The organism is Lentzea sp. JNUCC 0626, assembly GCF_043632865.1.
Lineage (GTDB): Bacteria > Actinomycetota > Actinomycetes > Mycobacteriales > Pseudonocardiaceae > Lentzea.
In genome coordinates, this window is record NZ_CP171635.1 from 4,393,921 (window position 1) to 4,415,602 (window position 21,682).

At 70.1% G+C, this 21,682-nt stretch carries 16 protein-coding genes; 11 read left to right on the forward strand and 5 right to left on the reverse strand.

Going from position 1 to position 21,682, the window contains the following annotated elements; translation table 11 throughout:
• Window positions 1-22 precede the first annotated feature (22 nt).
• Complete coding sequence (locus JNUCC0626_RS19030; protein WP_394621105.1) at window positions 23-718, reverse strand: HAD family hydrolase; 696 nt, start codon at window positions 716-718, stop codon at window positions 23-25.
• Window positions 719-753: 35 nt separating this feature from the next.
• Between JNUCC0626_RS19030 and JNUCC0626_RS19035 the strand changes: the two genes are divergently transcribed.
• The 4 genes from JNUCC0626_RS19035 (at window position 754) to JNUCC0626_RS19050 (ending at window position 6,610) form a co-directional block, all read left to right on the forward strand.
• Window positions 754-2,139 (forward strand): SDR family NAD(P)-dependent oxidoreductase, encoded by a 1,386-nt coding sequence (locus JNUCC0626_RS19035; protein WP_394621106.1) that lies wholly within the window; start codon window positions 754-756, stop codon window positions 2,137-2,139.
• Window positions 2,140-2,257: 118 nt separating this feature from the next.
• Window positions 2,258-2,920, forward strand: a complete 663-nt coding sequence (locus JNUCC0626_RS19040; protein ID WP_394621107.1) for a Ku protein — start codon at window positions 2,258-2,260, stop codon at window positions 2,918-2,920.
• A gap of 63 nt (window positions 2,921-2,983) precedes the next feature.
• The gene (locus JNUCC0626_RS19045) at window positions 2,984-5,854 is read left to right on the forward strand and encodes a bifunctional RecB family nuclease/DEAD/DEAH box helicase (protein WP_394621108.1); all 2,871 of its coding nucleotides are present in this window, start codon (window positions 2,984-2,986) and stop codon (window positions 5,852-5,854) included.
• A gap of 135 nt (window positions 5,855-5,989) precedes the next feature.
• Window positions 5,990-6,610, forward strand: a complete 621-nt coding sequence (locus JNUCC0626_RS19050; protein WP_394621109.1) for an LPXTG cell wall anchor domain-containing protein — start codon at window positions 5,990-5,992, stop codon at window positions 6,608-6,610.
• Window positions 6,611-6,676: 66 nt separating this feature from the next.
• Here the strand turns inward: JNUCC0626_RS19050 and JNUCC0626_RS19055 are convergent, their stop codons facing one another.
• Window positions 6,677-7,426, reverse strand: coding sequence for a PIG-L family deacetylase (locus JNUCC0626_RS19055; RefSeq protein WP_394621110.1), 750 nt, complete (start codon window positions 7,424-7,426; stop codon window positions 6,677-6,679).
• Window positions 7,427-7,532: 106 nt separating this feature from the next.
• Between JNUCC0626_RS19055 and JNUCC0626_RS19060 the strand changes: the two genes are divergently transcribed.
• Window positions 7,533-8,765, forward strand: coding sequence for a glycosyltransferase (locus JNUCC0626_RS19060; RefSeq protein ID WP_394621111.1), 1,233 nt, complete (start codon window positions 7,533-7,535; stop codon window positions 8,763-8,765).
• Window positions 8,766-8,816: 51 nt separating this feature from the next.
• Here the strand turns inward: JNUCC0626_RS19060 and JNUCC0626_RS19065 are convergent, their stop codons facing one another.
• Window positions 8,817-10,613 (reverse strand): S8 family peptidase, encoded by a 1,797-nt coding sequence (locus JNUCC0626_RS19065; RefSeq protein WP_394621112.1) that lies wholly within the window; start codon window positions 10,611-10,613, stop codon window positions 8,817-8,819.
• A gap of 182 nt (window positions 10,614-10,795) precedes the next feature.
• Between JNUCC0626_RS19065 and JNUCC0626_RS19070 the strand changes: the two genes are divergently transcribed.
• Window positions 10,796-11,722 (forward strand): LuxR C-terminal-related transcriptional regulator, encoded by a 927-nt coding sequence (locus JNUCC0626_RS19070; protein WP_394621113.1) that lies wholly within the window; start codon window positions 10,796-10,798, stop codon window positions 11,720-11,722.
• Window positions 11,723-11,795: 73 nt separating this feature from the next.
• Window positions 11,796-12,365: a hypothetical protein gene (locus JNUCC0626_RS19075; protein WP_394621114.1), complete on the forward strand. Its 570-nt coding sequence runs from the start codon at window positions 11,796-11,798 to the stop codon at window positions 12,363-12,365.
• Window positions 12,366-12,420: 55 nt separating this feature from the next.
• Here the strand turns inward: JNUCC0626_RS19075 and JNUCC0626_RS19080 are convergent, their stop codons facing one another.
• On the reverse strand, window positions 12,421-14,298 hold the full coding sequence (locus JNUCC0626_RS19080; protein WP_394621115.1) for a S41 family peptidase: 1,878 nt from the start codon (window positions 14,296-14,298) through the stop codon (window positions 12,421-12,423).
• A 118-nt stretch (window positions 14,299-14,416) separates the two neighbouring features.
• On the opposite strand from JNUCC0626_RS19080, the gene JNUCC0626_RS19085 reads away from it, so the two are divergent.
• Window positions 14,417-16,819 (forward strand): hypothetical protein, encoded by a 2,403-nt coding sequence (locus tag JNUCC0626_RS19085; RefSeq protein ID WP_394621116.1) that lies wholly within the window; start codon window positions 14,417-14,419, stop codon window positions 16,817-16,819.
• A gap of 13 nt (window positions 16,820-16,832) precedes the next feature.
• On the forward strand, window positions 16,833-17,432 hold the full coding sequence (locus JNUCC0626_RS19090; protein ID WP_394621117.1) for a superoxide dismutase family protein: 600 nt from the start codon (window positions 16,833-16,835) through the stop codon (window positions 17,430-17,432).
• On the opposite strand, the gene JNUCC0626_RS19095 is transcribed toward JNUCC0626_RS19090, so the two are convergent.
• Window positions 17,429-18,682 (reverse strand): helix-turn-helix domain-containing protein, encoded by a 1,254-nt coding sequence (locus tag JNUCC0626_RS19095; RefSeq protein WP_394621118.1) that lies wholly within the window; start codon window positions 18,680-18,682, stop codon window positions 17,429-17,431. The two genes, JNUCC0626_RS19090 and JNUCC0626_RS19095, sit on opposite strands and share 4 nt — an antisense overlap.
• A 142-nt stretch (window positions 18,683-18,824) precedes the next feature.
• Here JNUCC0626_RS19095 and JNUCC0626_RS19100 point away from each other — a divergent pair, with 142 nt between their 5' ends.
• Both JNUCC0626_RS19100 and JNUCC0626_RS19105 read left to right on the forward strand, forming a co-directional pair.
• Window positions 18,825-21,431 carry a type 2 lanthipeptide synthetase LanM family protein gene (locus JNUCC0626_RS19100; protein ID WP_394621119.1) on the forward strand — a complete coding sequence of 869 codons (2,607 nt, stop codon included), beginning with the start codon at window positions 18,825-18,827 and terminating at the stop codon, window positions 21,429-21,431.
• Entirely contained in the window at window positions 21,428-21,616 is a 189-nt protein-coding gene (locus tag JNUCC0626_RS19105) for a hypothetical protein (protein ID WP_394621120.1), read from the forward strand. The genes JNUCC0626_RS19100 and JNUCC0626_RS19105 overlap by 4 nt, the downstream gene beginning before the upstream one ends.
• Window positions 21,617-21,682 lie beyond the last annotated feature (66 nt).

Here is a 21,682-nt window from a genome sequence, read left to right on the forward strand (position 1 = left end):
ACCAGGGCCGAACAGCGGCGTGTCAGCCGGTGTGCACGCTCCTGATCAGCAGTTCGAGGTCGCTCAGGTCGTCGATCACGATCTGGGCTCCAGCTCGGTGGAGATCCTGTCTCGAACTGCGGCCGGTGGCGACGGCGATGAGCCGCACCCCCGCCTTCGTCGCCGCGCGCACGTCGTGCGGGGTGTCGCCGATGATGACGATCTCGTGGTCCGCGAACCGGCGGATGTGCCCGGCGCGTTCGCGGGCGACCGCGACGAGGTCGGCGCGGTCCAGGTGGTCGTCGCCGAACGCGCTGACGTCCCAGTCGACGAGGTGCGCGAGGCCGAACTCCTCCAGCTTGACCAGCGCGACGCTGGCGAGGTTCGCGGTCAGCACGGCCTGGTGCACGCGCGGGTCGTCCGCGAAGTGCTCGAGCGCCTTGAGCGCCCCGGGCAGCACCTCGCCGTGGTCCGGCAGTTCGGTGCGGCGGTGCTCGAACGACGTGCTGAGGGCGTTGCTGAGCAGCTCGCGCGCTTCGGCCGTGGTGTCGATGTCGTGCTGCCGCAGGATCTCCTCGATCACGTCCCGCTCGGTGCGCCCGCCGAGGTCGACGGGCCCTTCGAGCGGCCTGCCGAACGCGCTGTGGAAGGCGTGGCTGTACATCAGCCCGCCGAATCCGCGCGCCGAGATCAGCGTGTTGTCGATGTCCCACAGCACCAGCACCTCCGGCCCGGTCACCGGACCACCCCCCAACTCCCGTAAAATGCCTGTTCATGACCTCGATCGACCCCGCAGAGCTGGAAGTCTGCCTGCGCGTGCTTGCCCAGGTCGAGGACCTGCCGGCGGAACACGACGACGCCGTGCGCGTCCGCCGGGCCACCGCGAAGATCTTCAAGGCCGCGAAGAAGTTCCGGAAGTCCGAGCGCAAGGCCGCCATCGTGGCCAACGACCGCGCCGTGACCGCGCTCACCGCCACCGGCTCGCCCGACCGCATCGACGACGAGACGCAGGGCCTGCCCCTCGTGTCGACGGCGTCCGGCGCCACGGCCGGCACGTTGCTGCGCGCGCGTTCCTGCTACACGTGCCGCAAGAGGTTCGTCGAGGTGGACGCCTTCTACCACAACCTCTGCCCGGACTGCGCCGCGTTCAACCACGGCAAGCGCGACGCCCGCACCGACCTGACCGGCCGCAACGCCCTGCTGACCGGCGGCCGCGCCAAGATCGGCATGTACATCGCGCTGCGCCTGCTGCGTGACGGCGCGCACACCACGATCACCACCCGCTTCCCGAAGGACGCGGCCCGCCGCTTCGCCACGATGCCGGACGCCGACGAGTGGATCGACCGCCTCAAGATCGTGGGCATCGACCTGCGCGACCCGTCCCAGGTCCTCGCGCTGGCCGACGAGGTCGCGTCGCGCGGGCCTTTGGACGTCCTGATCAACAACGCCGCGCAGACCGTGCGCCGGTCCGCCAACGCCTACGCGCCTCTCGCGCACGCCGAGCACTCCGAGCTGACCGGCGACGCTCGGCGCCCCGAGCTGATCTCGTTCGGCGGCCACGGCCAGCTCGCGCTGCCGGGCACCGCCGTGCCCGAGGCGCACTCGGTGACGACCCTGGCGTTGATGGCGGGCTCGAAGGACATCGACGCCGGTGGCCTCGTGCCGGACACCGCTCACACCAACTCGTGGATCCAGAACGTCGACGAGGTCGACCCGGTGGAGCTGCTGGAAGTCCAGCTCTGCAACTCGACGGCGCCGTTCCTGCTGATCTCGCGGCTGCGCGCGTCGATGGCGAAGTCGTCGTACCGGCGCAAGTACGTGGTGAACGTGTCGGCGATGGAGGGCCAGTTCTCGCGCGCCTACAAGGGTTCCGGGCACCCGCACACCAACATGGCCAAGGCCGCGCTGAACATGTTGACGCGCACCAGCGCCGAGGAGATGCTGCAGGCGGACGGCATCCTGATGACCGCCGTCGACACGGGCTGGATCACCGACGAGCGCCCGCACCCGATGAAGCTGCGGCTGGCCGAGGAGGGCTTCCACGCCCCGTTGGACCTGGTCGACGGCGCGGCTCGGGTGTACGACCCGATCGTGCGCGGCGAGGCGGGCGAGGACCTCTACGGGTGCTTCTTGAAGGACTACGCGCCTTCGCCCTGGTAGGCCTTTGAGGTGACTTTTGTCGGATACACGCGTCCGAGACACCTTTCGGACGCGTCCTTCCGAGGGCTTTGAGCTGGCCTTATGACTACTAGAACATCTGTTCGAGTAGTCATTTGTCATGAGAACTGTGTGGCGGGGAGCACTCCGGTTCGGGATGACGACCATGACGGTGCGGCTGGTCTCGGCGGCCACCGAGCACCGCAGCAAGGTGCACCTCGTGCACCGCGAGGACAGCGGCCGCGTGCGCCATCAACAGGTGTGCGGTGAATGCTCGCTCCGGCTGACCCCGGAGGACATCGGCCGCGGCTACGAACTCGACGACGGCCGCATCGTGCAGATCGACCCGGGCGACCTGCCGGCGCCGGAGGACGGCGTGATCGACGTGCAGCAGTTCGCGCCGCAGACCGACGTGGACCCGGTCGCGTTGCATCGCAGCTACTACGTGGAGCCGGACGACCTGGCTGTGCGCTCGTACGTGCTGCTGCGGGAGACCCTGGAGCGTACGAAGGCCGCTGCCATCGTGAAGTTCGCCTTGCGGGGCAAGGAGACTTTGGCGGCGTTGCGGCCCCAGGCCGGGGTGCTCGTGCTGCACACGTTGTTGTGGCCGGACGAGGTGCGGGAGCCGCACTTCGCGTTCCTGCACCGCGACACCGAGGTGCGGACCGGTGAGCTGGCGGCTGCGGCGGCTTTGGTGCGGGCGCAGACGCGTCCGTTCCGGCCGCACGACTACCCGAACACGCGGCACGAGGCCTTGCTGCACCTGGTGGAGGCGAACGTCTAGTCACCGGCTCGCCGGGGCCTGGGTTCCCAGGACTGTCGGTGTGGCTGACTAGCATCACGTCCCATGCTCGCCAGCCCGTCCGATCTCGTCGACCTGCTCGAGTGCGAACACCGCAGCTACCTGGCGCGGGACGAGCGGCGAGGTGATCCCGCCGAGCTGGCCAGGGCCGCCGAACGCACCGCGGCGTCGATGCGGTCCGGGGCCGATCTGATCGAGAACGCCGTGTTCTTCGACGGCGTGTTCCACTGCTCCGCCCAGACCCTCGTGCGCACGGCCGACGGGTACGAGCCGTGCGACGAGGCCGCGGACGCCACTCCCCTGGCGGTGTTGTCGCTGGTGACGGCGGCGGAGGCGCTGGGGGCCGAGCGGGCGCACCTGGTCGTGGACGGGCGGCGCAGCACGTTCCGGGTGGCCGACTTCCTGCCGTTGGTGGCGCGGTTGCGGATGCGGCTCGCGAAGCCCGGACCTGCGCCGACGCGGTCGTGGGGTGACGTGCGGGCGGCGTGCGTGGGGTGTCGGTTCGCCCGTCATTGCGCTTCTGGTCGTGAGGAGGCGCGGGACCTGTCGCTGGTGGCCGGGTTGCGGGCGGATCAGCGGCGGAAGCTGGTTTCGGTCGGCATTGACACCATCGACGCGCTTGCGGCGACCGAGGAGCGGCCTGCCACGCTGTCGCCGGCGTCGTTCACGGCGCTGACCGCGCAGGCCCGGCTTCAAGTGGAGCAGGAACGCACCGGCGTCATCCGGTACGAGGTGGTGGCGCCCGAGGCGTTGGCGAACCTGCCGGAACCGGCCGAGGACGACGTGTTCCTGGAGGTCGACGGCGACACGTTCCGCACGCCGGGCTGGGAAGGCACGTTCGCGGAGTTCGTGGCGCGCACGCCGGAGGGCACGGTCTACCACTTCACGCCGCACGACCTGGCCGGGCGGGCCGCCAGGAGCGCCACGCTGGAGTCCGAAGTGGACGAACTCGTGCGGCGGACGGTCGACCTCGGGGCGTTGACGCGGCGGGTGTTGCGGGTGTCCACGCGGGAGTACACGTTGCCCGCGCTGAAACCGTTGGTGGACGACGAGAACCCGACTCGCGGGCTGCGGGATCTGTTGCACCGCGTCAAGGTCGAGCGCGAGATCGAGACCGCGGTGCGGGAGGAACGGGACGAGGCGGCGCTCGAGAAGGCCGCCGAGCGGGCCCGGCGGATGGCGGCGTTGACCGAGCCGTTGCTGGCCGAGGGGCACGCGTTGTTCGCGGCGACCGTCGGATATCACCGGCGGGAGGCCAGTCCGGCGTGGGGTGACTTCTTCCGGCAGGCGCTGGCGCCGATCTCCGACCTGGAGACCGATTCCAACTGCGCGGTGCCGATCACGGTGCGGGCGGAGGACTGGGTGCCGCCGTCGGGGCGGATCCGGACGCACAAGCGGCAGGTGCACGCGCGGATCGATCCTGAGCGGCCACACCCGTTCGGGGCGGGGGAACAGGTCCGGCTGCTCTACCCCGGCAACGTCACGCGGAACGCCGCGGTGTCCGACGACAACCCGTACGAGCTGGTGCTGACCGAGAGCAACGCCGTCGAGCACGGGGACGTGCCGATCGCGGTGCTGCCGGGGAGTCCGGTGCCCGCGTCGCCCAAGGACGAGGCCGTCGCGGAACTGGCCGAGCAGGCGGTGCAGATCCTGCCGTTGCTACCGCGCAACCCCGGTATCGACCTGATGCTGCGCACGCCGCCCGCGCAGCCGTTGCCGCAGCACGACGACGTGGTGCAGGCGGTGATCAAGGCCGTCGACCAGCTCGACGGCGGGACTCTCGCCGTGCAGGGGCCGCCCGGCGCGGGCAAGACCTACCTCGCCACCAAGCTCATCCGGCACCTCATCGACCAGGGCAAGACGGTCGCGGTCACGTCCACCTCGCACAAGGCCGTGGAGAACGTGCTGTCGAGCGTCGACCCGGACGTGCCGATGGCCAAGCGGTCCAAGGAGAAGAAGCCGGAGGAGGGGCTGGCGTGGGACCAGCCCAAGGACAACGGCGCACTGGCGCGGTGGCGGGAGGAGCACCCGCAGGGTCACCTCGTCGGAGGCACGGCGTGGACGTTCTCCAACAACGTCATCAAGGCGCAGCCGTTCGACGTGATGATCATCGACGAGGCCGGGCAATTCGCACTCGCGGACGCGGTGGCGGTGGCCACGGCGGCACGCAACCTCGTGTTGCTGGGCGATCCCCAGCAACTCCCCCAGGTCGTGCAGGGCGTGCACCCGCCGGGGTCGGACGCGTCGGCGCTGGGCCATTTGCTCGGCGACGCCGACGTGATTCCGCCGCATCTGGGCTATTTCCTGGCGGAGACCCGGCGAATGCACCCGGCGGTGTGCCGGCCCGTGTCCGAACTTTCTTATGCCGGACTGCTCCATTCGCACGAATCGGCGGCCAACAGGTCGATCTCCGGCGTCGAGCCCGGGATCTACCTGCGCGAGGTGGATCATCGCCACAACATCACGTCGTCCCCCGAGGAAGCCGACGCCGTGGTGGACACGGTGCGCCAGATCGTGGGTCGCACGTGGACGGACAACGGCAAAACGCGCGAACTGACCGATGCGGACGTTCTCGTTGTGGCGCCGTACAACCTGCAGGTGCGCGTGATCCGGCGGCGGCTGGCTGATGCGGGGTTCAGCGAAACTCGCGTGGGCACCGTGGACCGGTTCCAGGGACAGGAGGCACCGGCCGTCATCATGTCCATGACGTCGTCGTCCACCGTGGACCTGCCGCGTGGCCTGGACTTTCTTTTGTCACGCAACAGATTGAACGTGGCGTTGTCGCGTGCGCAGGTGCTCGCGGTGATGATCTGCTCCCCCCGTTTGCTGGACGCGGACGTACGCGGAGTGGAGCAGATGCGGTTGGTCGCGGGCACGATCGGCCTAACAGAAAACATGAGGATCTATCCGTGGTGACACCAAGGCGTTGTCATACGGTGACCTTCTGACCTCTCTGTGTTGTTAGCGTGACGCGGTTCACCCAGTCGGGTGATTCAGATCATGAATGATCGCTCGATCCGCCACGCATCAATGCAGAGCAGGAGAGATTCGTTGGCAAGGAGAGTTCTGGGCGCGTTCGCGGTGACGGTCACCGCGGCGCTGACAACGTTGGCGCTGACGGGCACGGCGCAGGCGCACACGCCCACCCTGAACAAGGGTTGTGACGAGAAGACCGGGAAGTCCTGGTTCACGGTGTCGCTGAAGGACTACGGCCGCGAGAAGGACAACTTCCTCGAGGTCACGATCGACGGCAAGGCACAGCCGAAGATCTCCTTCAAGGGCAAGCTCGACGAGAAGAAGTACGAAGAAGACGGCAGCGCCAAGCACACCTACGAGGTCAAGGTCACCGCGTACGACGACCCGAACTTCGAGAAGAAGTGGAGCTTCACGGCGAGCCGCACGACTGAGGCGTGCGTGAAGACGCCGCCGACCACGACGACGAAGCCGACGACGACCACCACGACGCCGCCCGCCACGTCTCCGGAGGTGCCCTCGTCCTCCGAGGTCCCGCCGACGACCACCACCACCGAGGTCGCCCCCGGTGGCAGCGCTCCGGAACCGCCCCTCGCGGCGACCGGCGCGTCCCCGATGTGGCTGCTGCTCTCGGGCCTCGGCCTGGTGGGCGCCGGTGCCGGCACCCTGCTGTTCCTGCGCCGCCGCCGCAGCGCGTGAAGTAGCTGAACGAAAGAAGAGGGGACGGTCCGAAGTGGACCGTCCCCTCTTCCGCGTCCACAGGGTCTACAGGTCCAGGGAAGTAGCCGGACCGTGGCCGGCGCGGATGAACGTCTCGGTGCCGAACGCGTGCGCGAACGTGGGTTCGTCGAGCGCCAGGAAGAACGACTCCTCGGTGATCTGCGAGGCGTGCGCGCGCATCGCCTTCCGCTTGAGCCCCAGGTACTCGGTGACGTCGACGCCGACGTTGATCTCCGACTCCGGCACCGCGCCGTCGCCGAGCGGCGGCGGTTCCCCGATGCCGCCCATCCGGAACGCCTCGCGGAACTTCGACTCCCGCACTATCGCCTGGTAGACGACGGGGGTGCCGGCGATCTCCGCCGCGCGCATGCCGACGCGGTGCACCTGGATGTGGTCCGGGTGGCCGTAGCCGCCGAAGCTGTCGTACGTGGTGAGCACCCGCGCGTCTTCCTCGCGCAGGATCGCCGCGAGCTTCTGGGCCGCTTCCTCGACGTCCGCGGTCCAGAACGAACCGGGCTGGTCGTTGAGCTCGTCGCCCATCATCCCGGAGTCGCGGTAGCCCAGGAACTCCACGCGCGCGACGCCCAGCAGGTCCGCTGACGCGTGCGTCTCCACGACGCGGCGCTGCCACAGCTCCTCGCCCTCGGCCAGGTCGTCCGGCACCTCCCCGGCCTCGCCGCGGGTCGCGACGACGAGCACGACCCGGTGCCCCTCGTCGTGCGCCTTGCGCATCACGCCGCCCGTCACGATGCACTCGTCGTCGGGGTGGGCGTGGAACGTCACCAATGTGGCCATGGCTTCGACGTTACCCGGCGGTGGAACTGCGCCATTCCCCCGCGCGCCCGTGGTTTCTTAGGGTGGATACGAAACTTGGGACGCACAGAGGCACGAGGAGGAAATCGTGCGCGTGCTGTGCACTGTCGCGTTCTCGGCCGCCCACGCCCGGACCGCGCTGCCCCTCACCGCCATGCTCTCCTCGCTCGGTCACGAGGTTCTGGTGGCGGGCCCGGGGTCGGTGTTGCGGGGCTTCGCCGACGAGCCGGTGAGCGTCGCCCCCGTCTTCCCCGACGTCGCCGACCAACTCGCCGACCTGTTGCAGGGCGAGGTCCTGACGCTGCCGCCGGACTACGACCCGTTCTCCGACGAGATGATCGTCGAGCTGGCGGCGGGCCCGCACATCGCGGCGGCCGTCGAGGCGTTGCTGCCGGTGGCCGCGGAGTTCCGGCCGCACCTGGTGCTGCGGGAGGGCATCGAGTTCGCGGGGCTGCTCGTCGCCGAACGACTGGGCATCCCGCACGTGACGGCGCCGACGGGGGTCGGGCAGTACGTGGACCGCATGACGTTGCTGAACGCTCTGAACGAACGCCGCGCGGAACTGCGGCAGCCGCTGCACGAGTCCCTCGACTCGGCGCACCGGTACGGGCGGCTCGACTCGGTGCCGCCGGGCTACTCGTTCGCCCGCCAGCCGATGCCGCCCGCGTTCGCGTTCCAGCAACCCGCCCAGCGCAGCCCCGGCGAACGGCTGCCGCAGTGGCTCGCCGACCTCGACCCGGCGCGGCCGCTGGTGGTGGCCTCGACCTGCACTTCGGGCGGGGTGTTCGAGTCCGAGACGGCGCTGGGGCTGTTCGACTTCGACGCGTTGCCCGTCCAGGCCCTGGAACGCTCGCCGCTCGCGCACCTGGAGGCGCTGACGCAGGGCTTGTCCACTGTGGATTGCGAGGCGGTGGTGCTGACGGGCGGACTGCCGGTCGAGTCGGCGGCGCCGAACGTTCATCTGGTGGAGGAGCTGCCCCAGGCGTTGCTGTTGCAGGGCGCGGATCTGCTGGTGTCGCACGGCGGGTACGGCTCGGTCCGCGAGGCCATGCGGGCGGGCGTGCCGATCGCGGTCCTGCCGGTGCTGCACGACCAGATGCACAACGCTCATCGCGTCAACGACCTCAAACTCGGTGTCAGGGTTCAGGACTTCCAGGCCTCGGCGGTCGCCAGGGCGTGCGAACACGCGTTGCACAGCGCCGACATCCGGGCCGGGGTGCGGCGCGCGCAACGGCACGTGCTCGGCCTGCCGTCGATCCGCGAGGTGGCGGGTTATCTCGAACGGATCGTGCAGCGCAACCACAGGAAGGTCCGGACGTGAAAGGGCGGCGCCCCCGCAGGGAAGGCGCCGCCCCTCGGCGAACTCGTGGAGCTATCGCAGGGTCAGGTTCCAGGAGTTGATGTACCCGGTGTCACCGGAGTACACGTCCTGGACCCGCAGCTTCCACGTGCCCGCCGCGACCTCGGACGAGGCGTTGACCGTGTAGGTCGCCACCACGTTGTCGGCACTGTCCGAAGAGGACGAGTTCTTCAGCCGGTAGGCGGTGCCGTCCGGCGCGATCAGGTCGATCACGAGGTCACCGCGGTAGGTGTGGACGATGTCCACGCCGACCTTGGTGGCGGAGGAGGCGTTGCCGGTCAGCGTCGAGGTGATCGACGACGTCACGGCCGCGCCGCGGTCCGGGATGGCCACGTCGGTCGTGTTCTCCAGGCCACCGGAGGGCGGCGGCGTGGTGTCGACGGCGGCGACGGTCTTGGCCGCGTCCGCGAGGCCCGCGCCACACCCACCGGAGCAGGTGCCCGGCAGCGGACGGGAGTTCGTCTTGATCAGGTCCTTGATCTGGGCCGGCGTCAGCGAGGGCTTCTTGGCGACGAGCAGCGCCGCGAGGCCCGCGATGTGCGGGGCCGCCATCGAGGTGCCCTGGTAGGGCTTGTAGTTCTCGGCACCGGGGGTGGTGGTGCCCGCGTTCAGCGTGGACCAGATGCCGTTCTCCGGCGTGGTGATGGTGCCGGGGGTGTCGGTGCCGCGACGGGTCTCGCCACCGGGGGCGGCGACGTCGATGCGGGTGCCGAAGTTCGAGTAGAACGCCTTGTTGCCCTCACGGCCGGTCGCCGCGACGGTGATGACACCGCTGCAGTTGGCCGGGGTGAAGTTGGCGACGTTGGCGTTCGAGTTGCCCGCCGCGACGACGACCGTGGTGCCGCGGTTGATGGCGCCGTTGATCGCGTTCTGGTAGGTCGTGGAGCAGGAGGACTGACCGCCCAGCGACATGTTGATGACCTTGGCGACGTTCTGGTTCGCGGGCACGCCGCTCACCGTTCCGCCGGACGCCCAGGTGATCGCGTCGGCGATGTCCGAGGTGGCGCCACCGCACTTGGCGAGCACGCGCAACGGCTGGATCTTGGCGTCGTAGGCGATGCCCGCGATGCCCTTGCCGTTGTTGGTGGCCGCGGCGATGGTGCCCGCGACGTGCGTGCCGTGCCAGGACGAACCCTGGTCGGACGGCGGCACCGGCTGGCCGTTGGCGTCCGTGCCGCACTCACCGCGCGCGGTCCAGTCGCCCTCGTCGGCCGGGTTGGAGTCACGGCCGTTGTTGTCGCGTGCACGAGCCGAGTCGGAAACAAAGTCGTACCCCGCGACGACTTTGGATGCCAGATCGCTGTGCGCGACGTAGCCGGTGTCGATGACCGCGACGGTCACGCCCGCACCGGTGGAGCTGGACCACGCGCCGGGCACGTTCATGCCCGCGGTGGCCTCGAACAGGTCCCACTGCCGGGAGTACTCGGTGTCGTTCGGGTCGGCGAACGGCTGCATCAGCAGGTCCGGCTCGACGTAGGCGACCTTCGGGTCGTTCTTGAACGCCTGGATCGTGTTGTCCGCGTTCGTGGTCTTCGATCCGAGATCGACGACGACCGCGCCGCTCGACATGCGGCGGTGCACGGACTTGCCCTTCTTGCGGGCGTCGTCCGTGGCAGCGGAGTCGGACGAAGCCTCGGCGGTGCCCGGCTTGTAGCCGACGATCAGCCGCTCGAAGGGACGGTTCACCTGGGTCGAGTCCGGTTGGGACTGGATCTGGGCGGGGGCAGCGGTCGCCGATGGGGCGACAACGCTGAGCACGGCGGCGGAAACTGCCGCGGCGCACACACTCGTGCGTCGCAATCCGTTCACGTGAGGTCCTTCCACGCAGGGCCTTCGCGTGCCGTTGAGGGCGTCAGTGTTCTGAACCGGCTGCGGAGGTGGAGGGACCGTAAGTCGCGTCACACCTGCGAAAACAGGTCTAGCCGAGTCCGATAAACGACACTGGCGTGTTCACGACAGGGGTACTGCGCTGAATGGCGCACAATATGGCCGTGTTCGGACACCTGGGCGTTCCGCCGGAGCTGACCACCGTTTACGAGCTTCTGGTAACGGGCGGAAGCCGCACGACGGAAGAAATCGGCGTTTCCTCCGTCGTGCTGGAGCAGATGCGGGAGCTCGGGCTCGTGCGGCACCTGCCCGGCGACGTCTGGCAGGCCGTGGCGCCCGACCTCGCCGTCGAGGCGCTGATCGCGGCGCGGGACGAGGCTCATCGCCGGGCGCGCGCCGACGTCGGCCCGATGATGGAGCTGTACCTGCGCAACCGCGACGAGGAACTGGCGGACAACGCGTTCGTCGAGGTGATCTCCGGCGTGGGCGCGGTCCGCGAGCTGTGGCACACGTTGCTGCGCGGCGCCCGCGAGGAGGTCTGCGTCCTGGACCAACCGCCCTACGTGACGCCGCTGGGCCAGCACGTGGCGCTGGAGGACGAGACGCGGTCCCGCGACGTGCAGTGGCGCGTGGTCTACGACCGCTCGGCCGTCGACCTCCCCGGCCGCGTCACGGAGATCATCGAACTGGTCGCGGCCGGCGAACGCGCGCGCGTCACGCCGACCCTGCCGTTCAAGCTGGCCGTGATCGACACGCACGCCGCCGTGCTGCCGGTGGTGAACGGCGACGTGGTCGACAAGGTGCTGCTGATCCGGCCGTCGGCGTTGCTCGACGTGCTGCGGTCGACGTTCGAGCTGTACTGGGACAAGGGAATCCCGTTCAGTCCCGGCGGGATCTACGCGGCGGCGGCCGACGTGGACCCGAACCTGCTGGGGTTGCTGGCGGCGGGCCTGACCGACGAGTCGATCGCGCGGCAGCTCGGGCTGGCGCCGCGGACCGTGCAGCGGCGGGTGCGGCAGCTGATGGACCGGTGCGGGGCGCAGACGCGGTTCCAGGCCGGGGTGCAGGCGATGCGGCGGGGTTGGTTGTAGATCGTTGGCAACCTTGGGTGATCTTGCGGCGTCTCACTCTCTGCAAGCAAGTACTCACCAGGGGGATTCAACAATGCGCATGCGCAAGGTGATGGCGGCTGCCCTGACGGGCCTCGCGTTGATCGGGCTCGCGGGGACGGCGTCCGCGTCGGACGAGCTCACGTGGCCGCCGAAGGACGTCACGCCGGTCGTCAAGACCAAGGCGGAGCTGGAGAAGCAGGCGGCCGGGTTCATCGCACGTCAGCAGGAGACCTACCCGAGGATCTTCCGCTCCTCGAACGTCACGCTCTCGCCGTGGGGTGGCGAGTCGCCCGGCTCCATCAGCGACGGGCAGCAGTATCTGACCAGCAACGGCTACTACACCCGCAAGGGTGTGGAGACCCAGGTGTTCGTGCAGGTCAACGCGCCGGGCTTCTTCCAGTCGTCGCCGGAGCAGCTGTGCGAGCGCAACGCCTGCACCGGCAAGGTCCGCGACGGCCGGGGTGGTCTGACGGTGTTCACCGAGGACACCGTGCACGGCATCACCATCGCGTGGAACTACCGCCGCAACGGTGAGGTCGTCTGGGCGCAGAGCTGGGCGCAGGACTCGAAGGCGCAGGTGGCCGCCGTGGCCTCCGACCGCGCCTACACCTTCACCAAGTAGTCGGTGAGAGAGCGGGCGCTTCCGGTCGTGGAAGCTACCGGAAGCGCCCGCTCGGTCAGCTGGCGACCTTGCGCGCGGCCACCAGCCGTCCGTCCGCGAAGCCCTCGACGCGCACCTCCTGCCCGGTCGCGGCCAACGTCGCGGTGTGCGCGCCGTCGGTCACGTCCAGCGAGGTCATCGGGCGGCCGTCGACGTAGACGTCCACCCGGTCGAGGTTCACGGTGTCCAGGGAGACGGTCGTACCCGCGACCGCCACGCCGAGCCGCCGCACCGGCAGCTCTCCCAACAGCTCGCCCGCGCGGGCGAGCAGATCCTTGTTGCCCTCCAACAGGTCTGTGCGCGTCACCTTGTGCTGGTGGGTCGGGCGCACGCCCAGGTCCTCCACCGGCGTGCCGGCGAGCTTGCCGACGCGCAACGTGCGGCGGATCGACACGCGCATGTTCGCCTTGTTGGGCAACGGTTTGTACGGCGACTCGGCGTCGACGGGCGCCGGGATCCGCAGCAGGGTCATGAGAAGCCCGTGCGTCCACACGTTCGCGCCGCCCGCGCCGGTGTTGTCGTCCACGCCGAGGATCGGGCCCAGTTCGTGGTCGGCCCAGCCCGCGGCGAAGATGTCGGTGGCCGAGTAGCAGCGCGCGTCCGTGATCAGCACGACCGGGCCGTGGTAGGTCTGGCCCACCGCGTTCGCGCCCTCGATCGGCGTGATGGTGTGCGAGCAGGAGAACGCCTGGCCCGTTTCCGTTGAGCTGTCGAGGGACGGGAACCACGGGCCGAGGTCGATCTGGCCGGTCGGGTCCTCCGCGTGACGGCGGCAGATGCGCAGGTTCAGCGGCGTGCTGAGGAACTGCACGGGTTCCGGCTGGATCGGGCGCGGCGTCATCGTCTGGAGCAGGAACTCCGACGCGAAGATGTGGCCGCCGCCGTTGTCGCGCACGTCGACGATGAGTCCGTTCTGCGGCAACAAGGACGCGAGGCGGACGAACTCCGCGAGGAACGCGTCCGGGTCGTCGACGCTGAACGTGAAGATCCGCAGGTGCCCGAACGTGCCGGACGGCGTCACGACGGGACGGGCGCGGAACACGCCGGGCATCGTCGTCGGCACGTCCTGCGCGGCCATCGCGACCGCTCCCCCGGCGGCCTCCGCCTGCACGACCTTGGGCGCGTGCAACAACTTCTTCGCGCGGGCCTTCTCGTCGGAGTCGAGGTCGACGCCCTGCGCGGCCGCCGCCGGGCTGAGCGAGTCGACGTCCGTCATCGGCGGCAGGTTCTCGGTGACCTGCCAGTCGACCCGGATCTCCTCCGCCGCACCGGCCTCGGTGCGGTAGCTGACGACGACCCAGTCCTCGTCCGGCGGCAGCTGGATCACCAAGGGGCGCAACGTGAGCGACTCCAGGCCGCGGGCGAGGTTCGCCGCCGTGTTGCTGCCCGCGAAGATCGAGCCGTTCAACGCGACCGCCCGCGCGATCGGCGTGCCGTTCCAGTGCGTCACCTCGGCGCCGACCGCGAGCCCGTCGAACCCCGCGACCGTGCGGGCGATGACGTACTGCTCGGTGCCGTCGGCGGCGAAGCAGCGCTCCAACTGGAACGGCAGGAAGGCGATCTTGCCCGCGAACGGCGCGGGCAGCAGGTAGTTCGTGTGCAGGTCGCGCACCGAGTGGAAGGTGCTCGACAGCTCGCGGTGGAACTGCCACTCGGGCTCGGCCGTCGCGTCGGTCTGCCGTTCGAGTCTGGCTCTGAGCACTCTGAGTCTCTGCACGGGATTCACGGCGTGCATCGCGACTTTCAGAGGCAGGTGCGCGTAGTTCTGCTCCAGCAGGACCAGCGCCTGGTCGACGATGAGCTTGCGCTGCGCCAGCGTGAGCGTGCCCGCGGTGGCGAGGAACTCGGCCAGGCCGACGGAGTTTGCGACGTTCGGGTGAGCGGTTGCGGTCATGGTGGGGCCTCCTTGCTCAGTAGAGGCTTCGAAGGGCTTCTGGATACACCTTTTTCACCCGTTCGGCCGCTAACTGGAGCAGTTTTCGGGACGACAACTGGAGTAAAGGGGAGGCACAGTGACATCCCTGAGCGACCGGTCCTTGGAACTGCGCATCCACGGGGTCAACAACACACCCCCGGACGCGATGCTGGGCCTTCCCGATCATGCCGTGGAACAGTTCCGCGGGGACCGGTTCGGCAGCTTTTGGCGGCCGAAACCGGACAAACTCGCCGAGCTGCCACCGGATCACGCCGGTCAGGTGCCCGCAGACGTGCGGCGCGAGGCGTACTCGTGGGGTGGCATGGCGCGCAGCACCCCTGGAGTGCCGGGCAGCGGGGTGCCGTCGGTGCTCGCGAACGCGCTGGGGCGCGTGGGATGGGCGTTGCTGCTGCCGTTCGGGCTGGCCAACGTCGCTTACTGGTCCCGGAAACTCCCCGACGGCTCGTACACCGGGGCGCGCCGGATGGCGTGGTGGAACGCGGGGCGCGGGGCGGCGTCGACGCGGCTGTTCGGGCTGGGGCTGACGGTGTTGCTGGTGCTCGCCGTGTGCGAGGTGGCCATCGACGTCTTCGCGATCCAGTGCTCGCTGCCGGGCGTCACGTGCAAGCGGGTGCCGGAGTTCCTGGACGTGCTCGGAGATCCCGCGCCGCACGTCCGGGTGCTGGCCGCGTCCGCCGTGCCGGTGTTGCTGTTGCTCGGGTTGCTGGCACTGACGTCGTTGTCGCGCAGCAGGTACGAGTCGGCGCCGGCGCGGATGGAGCCGGAGCGGCGGGACGGCGTGATGCTGAGTCGCAGGTCGATGTGGGAGGGCAGTCCGCGGATCCGGCGGCTGTCGCGGCTGCACATCTCGGCCGGGTGCTGCGTGGTGGTGCTGGTGACCGGCACCTCGTTGTGGCAGCACGGGTTCTTCCTGGTGATGAGCGTGCTGGCCGGTGGAGTGCTCGCGATCGTGATGGCGCGGGTCGTGGTGACGACGGCCGACTGCCCGGACGTGCCGACCCGCGAGAAGGGCGGGCTGTGGTCGTGGCTGCTGATGGTCGCGGCCGTGGTCGTGCTGGTGGCACACGGGTTCGGGTTGTACCTGGCCGAGCCGGTGTTCACCGGACCGCTGTGGCTCACGTCGTGGGGACCGCCGGTGGTCGTCGTGGCGTTGCTCGGGTCGGTGATGGCGGCGTGGTCGTGGCGGCGCAACGACGCCAAGGGGCCGTTGGTGCTGCTGGTGTTGTTCGTGGCGTTCATGGTTGCCACGTACTGGGTTTCGCCGGCCTGGGTCGGTGCCCTGGTGTTCGGCGGGGCGTTGGTGTGGCGGGCACGGCCGCGGGCCGGGGACGAGTGGCAGGCGTGGCGCGGGGCCGGGCCCGGTGTGCTGCTGGGGTTGTCGTTGTTGTCGTCGGTGATGCTGTCCTCGGTGCTGGTGTTGACTTTCCGGGGTTGGGTGGGCACCGGGCTGGTCGTGCCGTCGTTCTACTCGTGGTTCTCCGCCGCTTTCGCGTGTGCGTTGGTGCCGTTGGTCTTGCTGGTGCTGGCGCAGGCCTTTGTGTTGCTGTCACGGCTGATCACGCCCGCGGTGCTGGACGGCGAGGCCGACGCTTTGGTCGTGCGGGTGCGGCACGTGGTGGCGGTGACGCACCGGGCCGAGAACGTGGCGGGCGCGTTGTCCGTGCTGGGCGTGCTTTCCTTGCTGCTGACGACCTATCTGACGTTCGCCGCGCCGTCGTGGGCGTCGTGGTGGGGCGTCGCGTGGGTGGTCGGCAAGGGCGACTGGGTGACCGGGCTCGCGGGTGTGGCGGTGGTCGGGTCGTTCGTCGGGGCCGGGATGCTGACGAACCGGCGGCCGCTCGGGCTGGTGTGGGACCTGATGTGCTTCCTGCCGCGCACGGCACATCCGTTCGCGCCGCCCTGCTACGCGGAACGCGCGGTGCCGGAGATCGCCGATCGGTCGCGGGAGTTCCTGGACGAGTCGCCGGACAACCGGGTCGTGCTGTCGGCGCACAGCCTGGGCGCGGTGCTCGCGGTCGCGGCCCTGTACGCGTTGCCCAGCGGCTACTTGCGACGGATGCAGCTGCTGACGTACGGCGTGCAGCTGCGGCCCTACTTCGGGCGGATCTTCCCGGAACTGCTGGGACCGGCGGTGCTCGGCGTGCCTTCTGTGCGGGCGGGCGCGATGTTCTCGTGCGACCCGTGGGGACGCGCCCCCGGGGCGTCGGTGGAGGGCGGGCTCTCGGAGTTGCTGGGGCCGAGCTGGCTCAACCTGTGGCGCCGCACCGACTACCTCGGGTTCCCGGTGCACGGCTGGGCCGACAACCCGCGCGACCGCCGGGCCGGTGAGACCGACGGAGCACCGGACACAGTGGAGACTCACGGCGGCTACCACCTGTGCGCGGCCTACCGGCAGGCGTTCGCGGACCTCGTCTCAATTGATCTGAACCAGTCGCCCGATCGTGGACGTGGAGGGGGTGGGAACCTGGAACGCAGTTGAACCAAGGAGAGACATGCGCACGTCTGTGGCGACCCTCGCGGGTGCCGTTCTGCTCATCGGCGGGCTGGCCGCCTGCTCGTCACCCGCCACTCCCCCGTCCGCGCCGTCCGGCCAGACGGCTCCAGCGATCAAGCCGATCGCCGAGACGGCGGTGGCCGCACCCGCCGCGACCGGGAACCAGCCGACCGGCGTGACCTACGACGTGGCGCGCATCCCGTTGGGCGCCAAGCTCTCCACCGGCTCGTCCGTCACGAATGGACAGACCGCCGTCGAGCTGACGGTCTCCGGCCTGCTGCCGAACACCCAGTACGGCGCGCACGTGCACACCAAGCCGTGCGGCGCCAAGGGAGCCGACGCGGGCCCGCACTACCAGAACGAGAAGGACCCGGTGTCGCCGAGCGTCGACTCGAAGTACGCCAACGCGGAGAACGAGATCTGGCTCGACTTCACCACCGACGGCTCGGGTGCCGCGACCGGCAAGGCGAGCGTGAAGTGGGAGTTCCGCAAGGGCGAGGCGAACTCCGTCATCGTGCACGCCACGCACTCCAGCACCGAACACGGCAAGGCGGGCACCGCCGGTGACCGCCTCGCCTGCCTCACGGCTGCTTTCTAAACGGGCCAGGTCAGGGCCACTCCTGCGGTGAGGTGCGGCCCTGACACCGGTTCCCGCACCGCCGCGCGGACGAGGTTCAGCACCTCGTATCGGGGCCCGGCACGGCGGACGAGTCCTCGCAGGCACAGCTCCCGCATGGGCCCGCTGTGCCCGGCGTCCTCCCCGTCGGCCAGCCGCGCCAGCAGCGCGCGCCCGTCTTCGTCCAAAGTGGACAGCGAGCGGCGCAGCGAGTCGCGCAGGTGGGCCGAGGTGGGGTCGAGCGGGTTGGTCCGCAGGCGTTCCAGCAGGTGCTGCGGCGAGTAGACCATGAACCACCCGGCCGCGAACTCCAGTGCCGACGGCAGGCCGTCCAGCTCGTGCACCAGTCCCGTGAGGGCAGCCTGGTTGGCGGGTTCCGGCCGGAACGCGGGCCGCACCCGGTGCACGTGCGTGAGCAGCAGCTTGACGGCGGCGTCGTCGCCGAGCGCGCCCAGCGGGAACAGGTGCTCGCCGGGCAGGCCGGTGGGTTCCAGGGCCGTCACGACGATCCGGAGTCGCGGGTGCGCCTCCAGCAGGCGCGGGTCGGGCCGCTGGTCGGTGACGAGGACGGTGTTCTGCTCGTCGTCGACGGACGGGGTCGCCTGCGCGGGATGCCACAGCACGGACCAGCCGTGCCGGAAGTGCAGTTCGCCCGCGACCTCCAGGGCGAGCCGGGTCTTGCCCACGCCGCTGACGCCGGTGATGGTGATCAGCCGCCGCGAGACGTCGAAGGGCGCGCCGAACACGACCCCGGCGACGTTCCGCAGGTCGCCCTGGCCACGCTCACCGGCCCGCGCACCACCGACCCCGGCCACACCCCGAACCCCGTCCGCACCACCGCCCGCAACGCGAACGCCGCCCGCGCCACCGCTCACGTCCCGGCCGCCAGGAGCCCCCACCCCTGGCCGTCCCTCCGTGAGCAGCGCCATCAGCGCCGCCGTCTCCGCCTCACGGCCCACGACCACCCCGGACGACCCGGCCGGCGCGGGCGGTGCCACGGCGGTGCGGCCCGCGGCCCGTCCTCCCGCCTGCTGCAGGTCCGCGCGGCTGCCCTCGTCGAGCCTCAGGCCGTCGGCGAGCAGTCTCACCGTCTCCGCCCTGGGCGAGCGGGTGCGTCCGCACTCCAGGTCCCGGATCGCCCGCACGCTCACCATCGCGAAGTCAGCCAGCTGCTGCTGGGTGAGGCCCGCGCCGATGCGATGCGTGCGCAGCAGTTCTCCGAACTCCCTCATCCCGTTCCCCTCCCTCGACATTGAGTCTCGGGCCGATCGGGCGGCAATACATGGGTGGCGATCCCCCATATTCACCTCGCCCACCTGAATCTGGGGGGTTGGTCCCCATGTGCCGCACGCCCGCGCGTGCGAGGTTGGCCGGGTGACCTCCGCGGCCGAGACCAGCACCGGCGAAAGCTGGACAGCGGCTTTCGCGCACGCCCTGCGCCCGCTGATCGACGCGTCCCGCTCCGAGGTCGCGCCGCCGTTCGACGCCGCGTTCGCCGAGCAGCTCGGCAGGCGGTTGGTGGGCATCGCGGCGCGCACGCTCGTGCTCGAACTGCACCGCGCGAAACCGGGGCTCACGAGTCCTACCAGCGCGGAACGGTTCACCGAGTTCACCCGCACGCTGAGCCTGTCGGCGATCTTCACCCGCTACCCGGTGCTCGCGCGGCTCCTCGCGCAGGCCTGCGAGCAGGCCGTGTCGACCCATCACGAGCTGGCGTCGCGGTTCACCCGTGACCGCGCGCGGATCGTGCGCACGATCTTCGCGGGGCTCGACCCCGGCGCGCTGGTGTCCGTCGAGTCGGGGCAGGGCGACGCGCACCAGCAGGGCCGGACCGTGGCGATCCTGACGTTCGAGACCGGCGCGAAGCTCGTGTACCGGCCGCGGCCGGTCGGGCTGCACACGCGGTTCGAGGACCAACTCGACTGGCTTTCCGCGCGGACTGGAATCACGTTCCGGACCCCGAAGCTGCTCCCCCGCGACGGCTACGGCTGGCTGGAACACATCCCGCACGAGCCGTGCGCGGACGTGGCCGGGGTCGCCGAGTTCTACCAACGGCTCGGCGCGCTGCTGGCGTTGCTCTACGCGGTCGACGGCACGGACATGCACTACGAGAACCTCATCGCGTGTGGTGACCAGCCGGTGCTCGTGGACGTCGAAACGCTCTTCCACCCCACGCTCACGCCCGACACCGATCCGGCCGCACGGGCGTTGGTCGACTCTGTGCACCGCACGGCTCTGTTGCCGCACGTGTTGTTGGGCGACAACGGCATCGCGGACGTGTCGGGAGTCGGCGGCGATCGCGGTGTGCTGTCACCGACCGACGGCGTCGACTGGGCCGACCCCGGCACCGATCGGATGCGCCTGGTCCGGCGTCCCAAGACGGCGAGCGGCGCGGCCAACCGGCCACTCCTCGACGGCGTACCGGCCGAGCCCGCCGACTACCAGGACTCGCTGCTGGCCGGGTTCCAGACGGCCTACGACGCGATAGTCGCGCATAGGGACGAGTTGTTGCGGCTCGTCCGGAAGTGCGCCAACGAGGAAGTACGGTTCATTGCGCGCGCGACACGGCAGTACGCGCGACTGCTCGACGAGTCCACGCATCCGTCCGTGCTCGCCGACGCGCTCGACCGCGACCTGGCGTTCGGCGTGCTGGTGGTGGACGATCCACTGCTCGACCGGCTGGTGCCGTTCGAGGTGTCCGATCTGTGGCGCGGGGACGTGCCGCTGTTCACGTGCAGGCCGGGTTCGACCGACCTGTGGACCGCGTCCGGGCTCCGGCTGCCGGGGATGCTGCCGGAGCCCGGGCTGCACGCGGTCACCCGCAAGATCCTCGCGATGAGCGAGATCGACCGGCACGACCAGCAGTGGGTGATCACGGCGTTGCTGGCCTCGCGGCCGCGGCCGGTGTCGCACCACAGCGGCGTCCCGGTCACGGCGCACGCCGCGCCCGTCGACCCCGACCCGGCGCGGCTGCTGTCCGCCGCGTGCGGGATCGCGGACCAGATCCTCGCGCACGCCGTCACCGGTAGGGACCGGGTCAACTGGCTCGGCCTCGAACTCGTCGACGACCGGCACTGGACGGTGCAGCCGCTCGGCGCGAGCCTCACCAACGGCTACACGGGTGTGGCGTTGTTCCTCGCCGAACTGGGCGCGCTCACCGGCGCCGCGCGGTACGTCGACTTCGCCCGCGACGCGCTGCGGCCGCTGCCCGCGCTGCTGGAGGTGTTCGCGGCGGAACCGGAACTCGTCACGGCCGCGGGGGGCGGAATCCACGGCCTGGGCGGCATCTCCTACGGCCTCGCGCGCCTCACGCCGTTGCTCGGCCTCGACCCGGACCTGCTGACGCGAGCGGTGCGGCTGATGCCCAAAGAGGATTCGTCGTGCACGGTCGTGGACGGCGTCGCGGGTTCGCTGGCCGCCATGCTCGCCGTCGGAACGCCCGAAGCGCTCCAACTCGCCGATCACTACGCCTCTACTTTGCGTAGGTCCTTCACCACCGCAAGCGGTTTCGCACGCGGCCGTGCGGGTGTCGGATGGGCGTTGAAACGTTACGCGGCAACGGTTCGTGACGAACCGTCTCAACTGGCCGCTCGAGATTTCCTGGAGTGCGACGCCCTCGATCCGACCGACATCGGCTGGTGCACGGGCCTCGCCGGCGTCGCCCTCGCGCGTCAGGACGAACGCCTGGCCGGGCTGCTCGCGTCCCGGGAACCGTTGCGGGACATGAGTCTTTGCCACGGCGAGCTGGGCGTGGTCGAGGCGCTGGCCGTGCACCACCCGAGCGCCGCGACCCGCCGCACGGCGTTGCTGCTGGGTACGTTGGAAGAAAACGGCCCGCATTGCGCGACACCCGGTGGTGTCCCCTCACCCGGACTGCTGACAGGCCTGGCCGGCATCGGTCACGGCCTGCTGCGGCAAGGGTTCCCGATCCCGTCAGTGTTGTTGCCCCACTCACCCCCAGAAGAGGAGCAATCCCGATGAACGAGTCCCTGCACCGCACCGCCGACCAGCACGAACCGGCCGAGCACGCGATCGGGGAGATGGAGCTCGCACCCAAGACGTTCGCGGGTGCGCGTGCCCGTGCGCTGATGGGTGTGACGATGGCGATGAGCGCGTTCGTCGCGCTCACCCCGGCCATGACGGACACCACGGTGAGCGCCAAGTAAGAAAGTTTCACCCCGAATACGCCTGGGCAGCCGATACGGATCCCGTCCCGGGAACGTTAGGGTCCA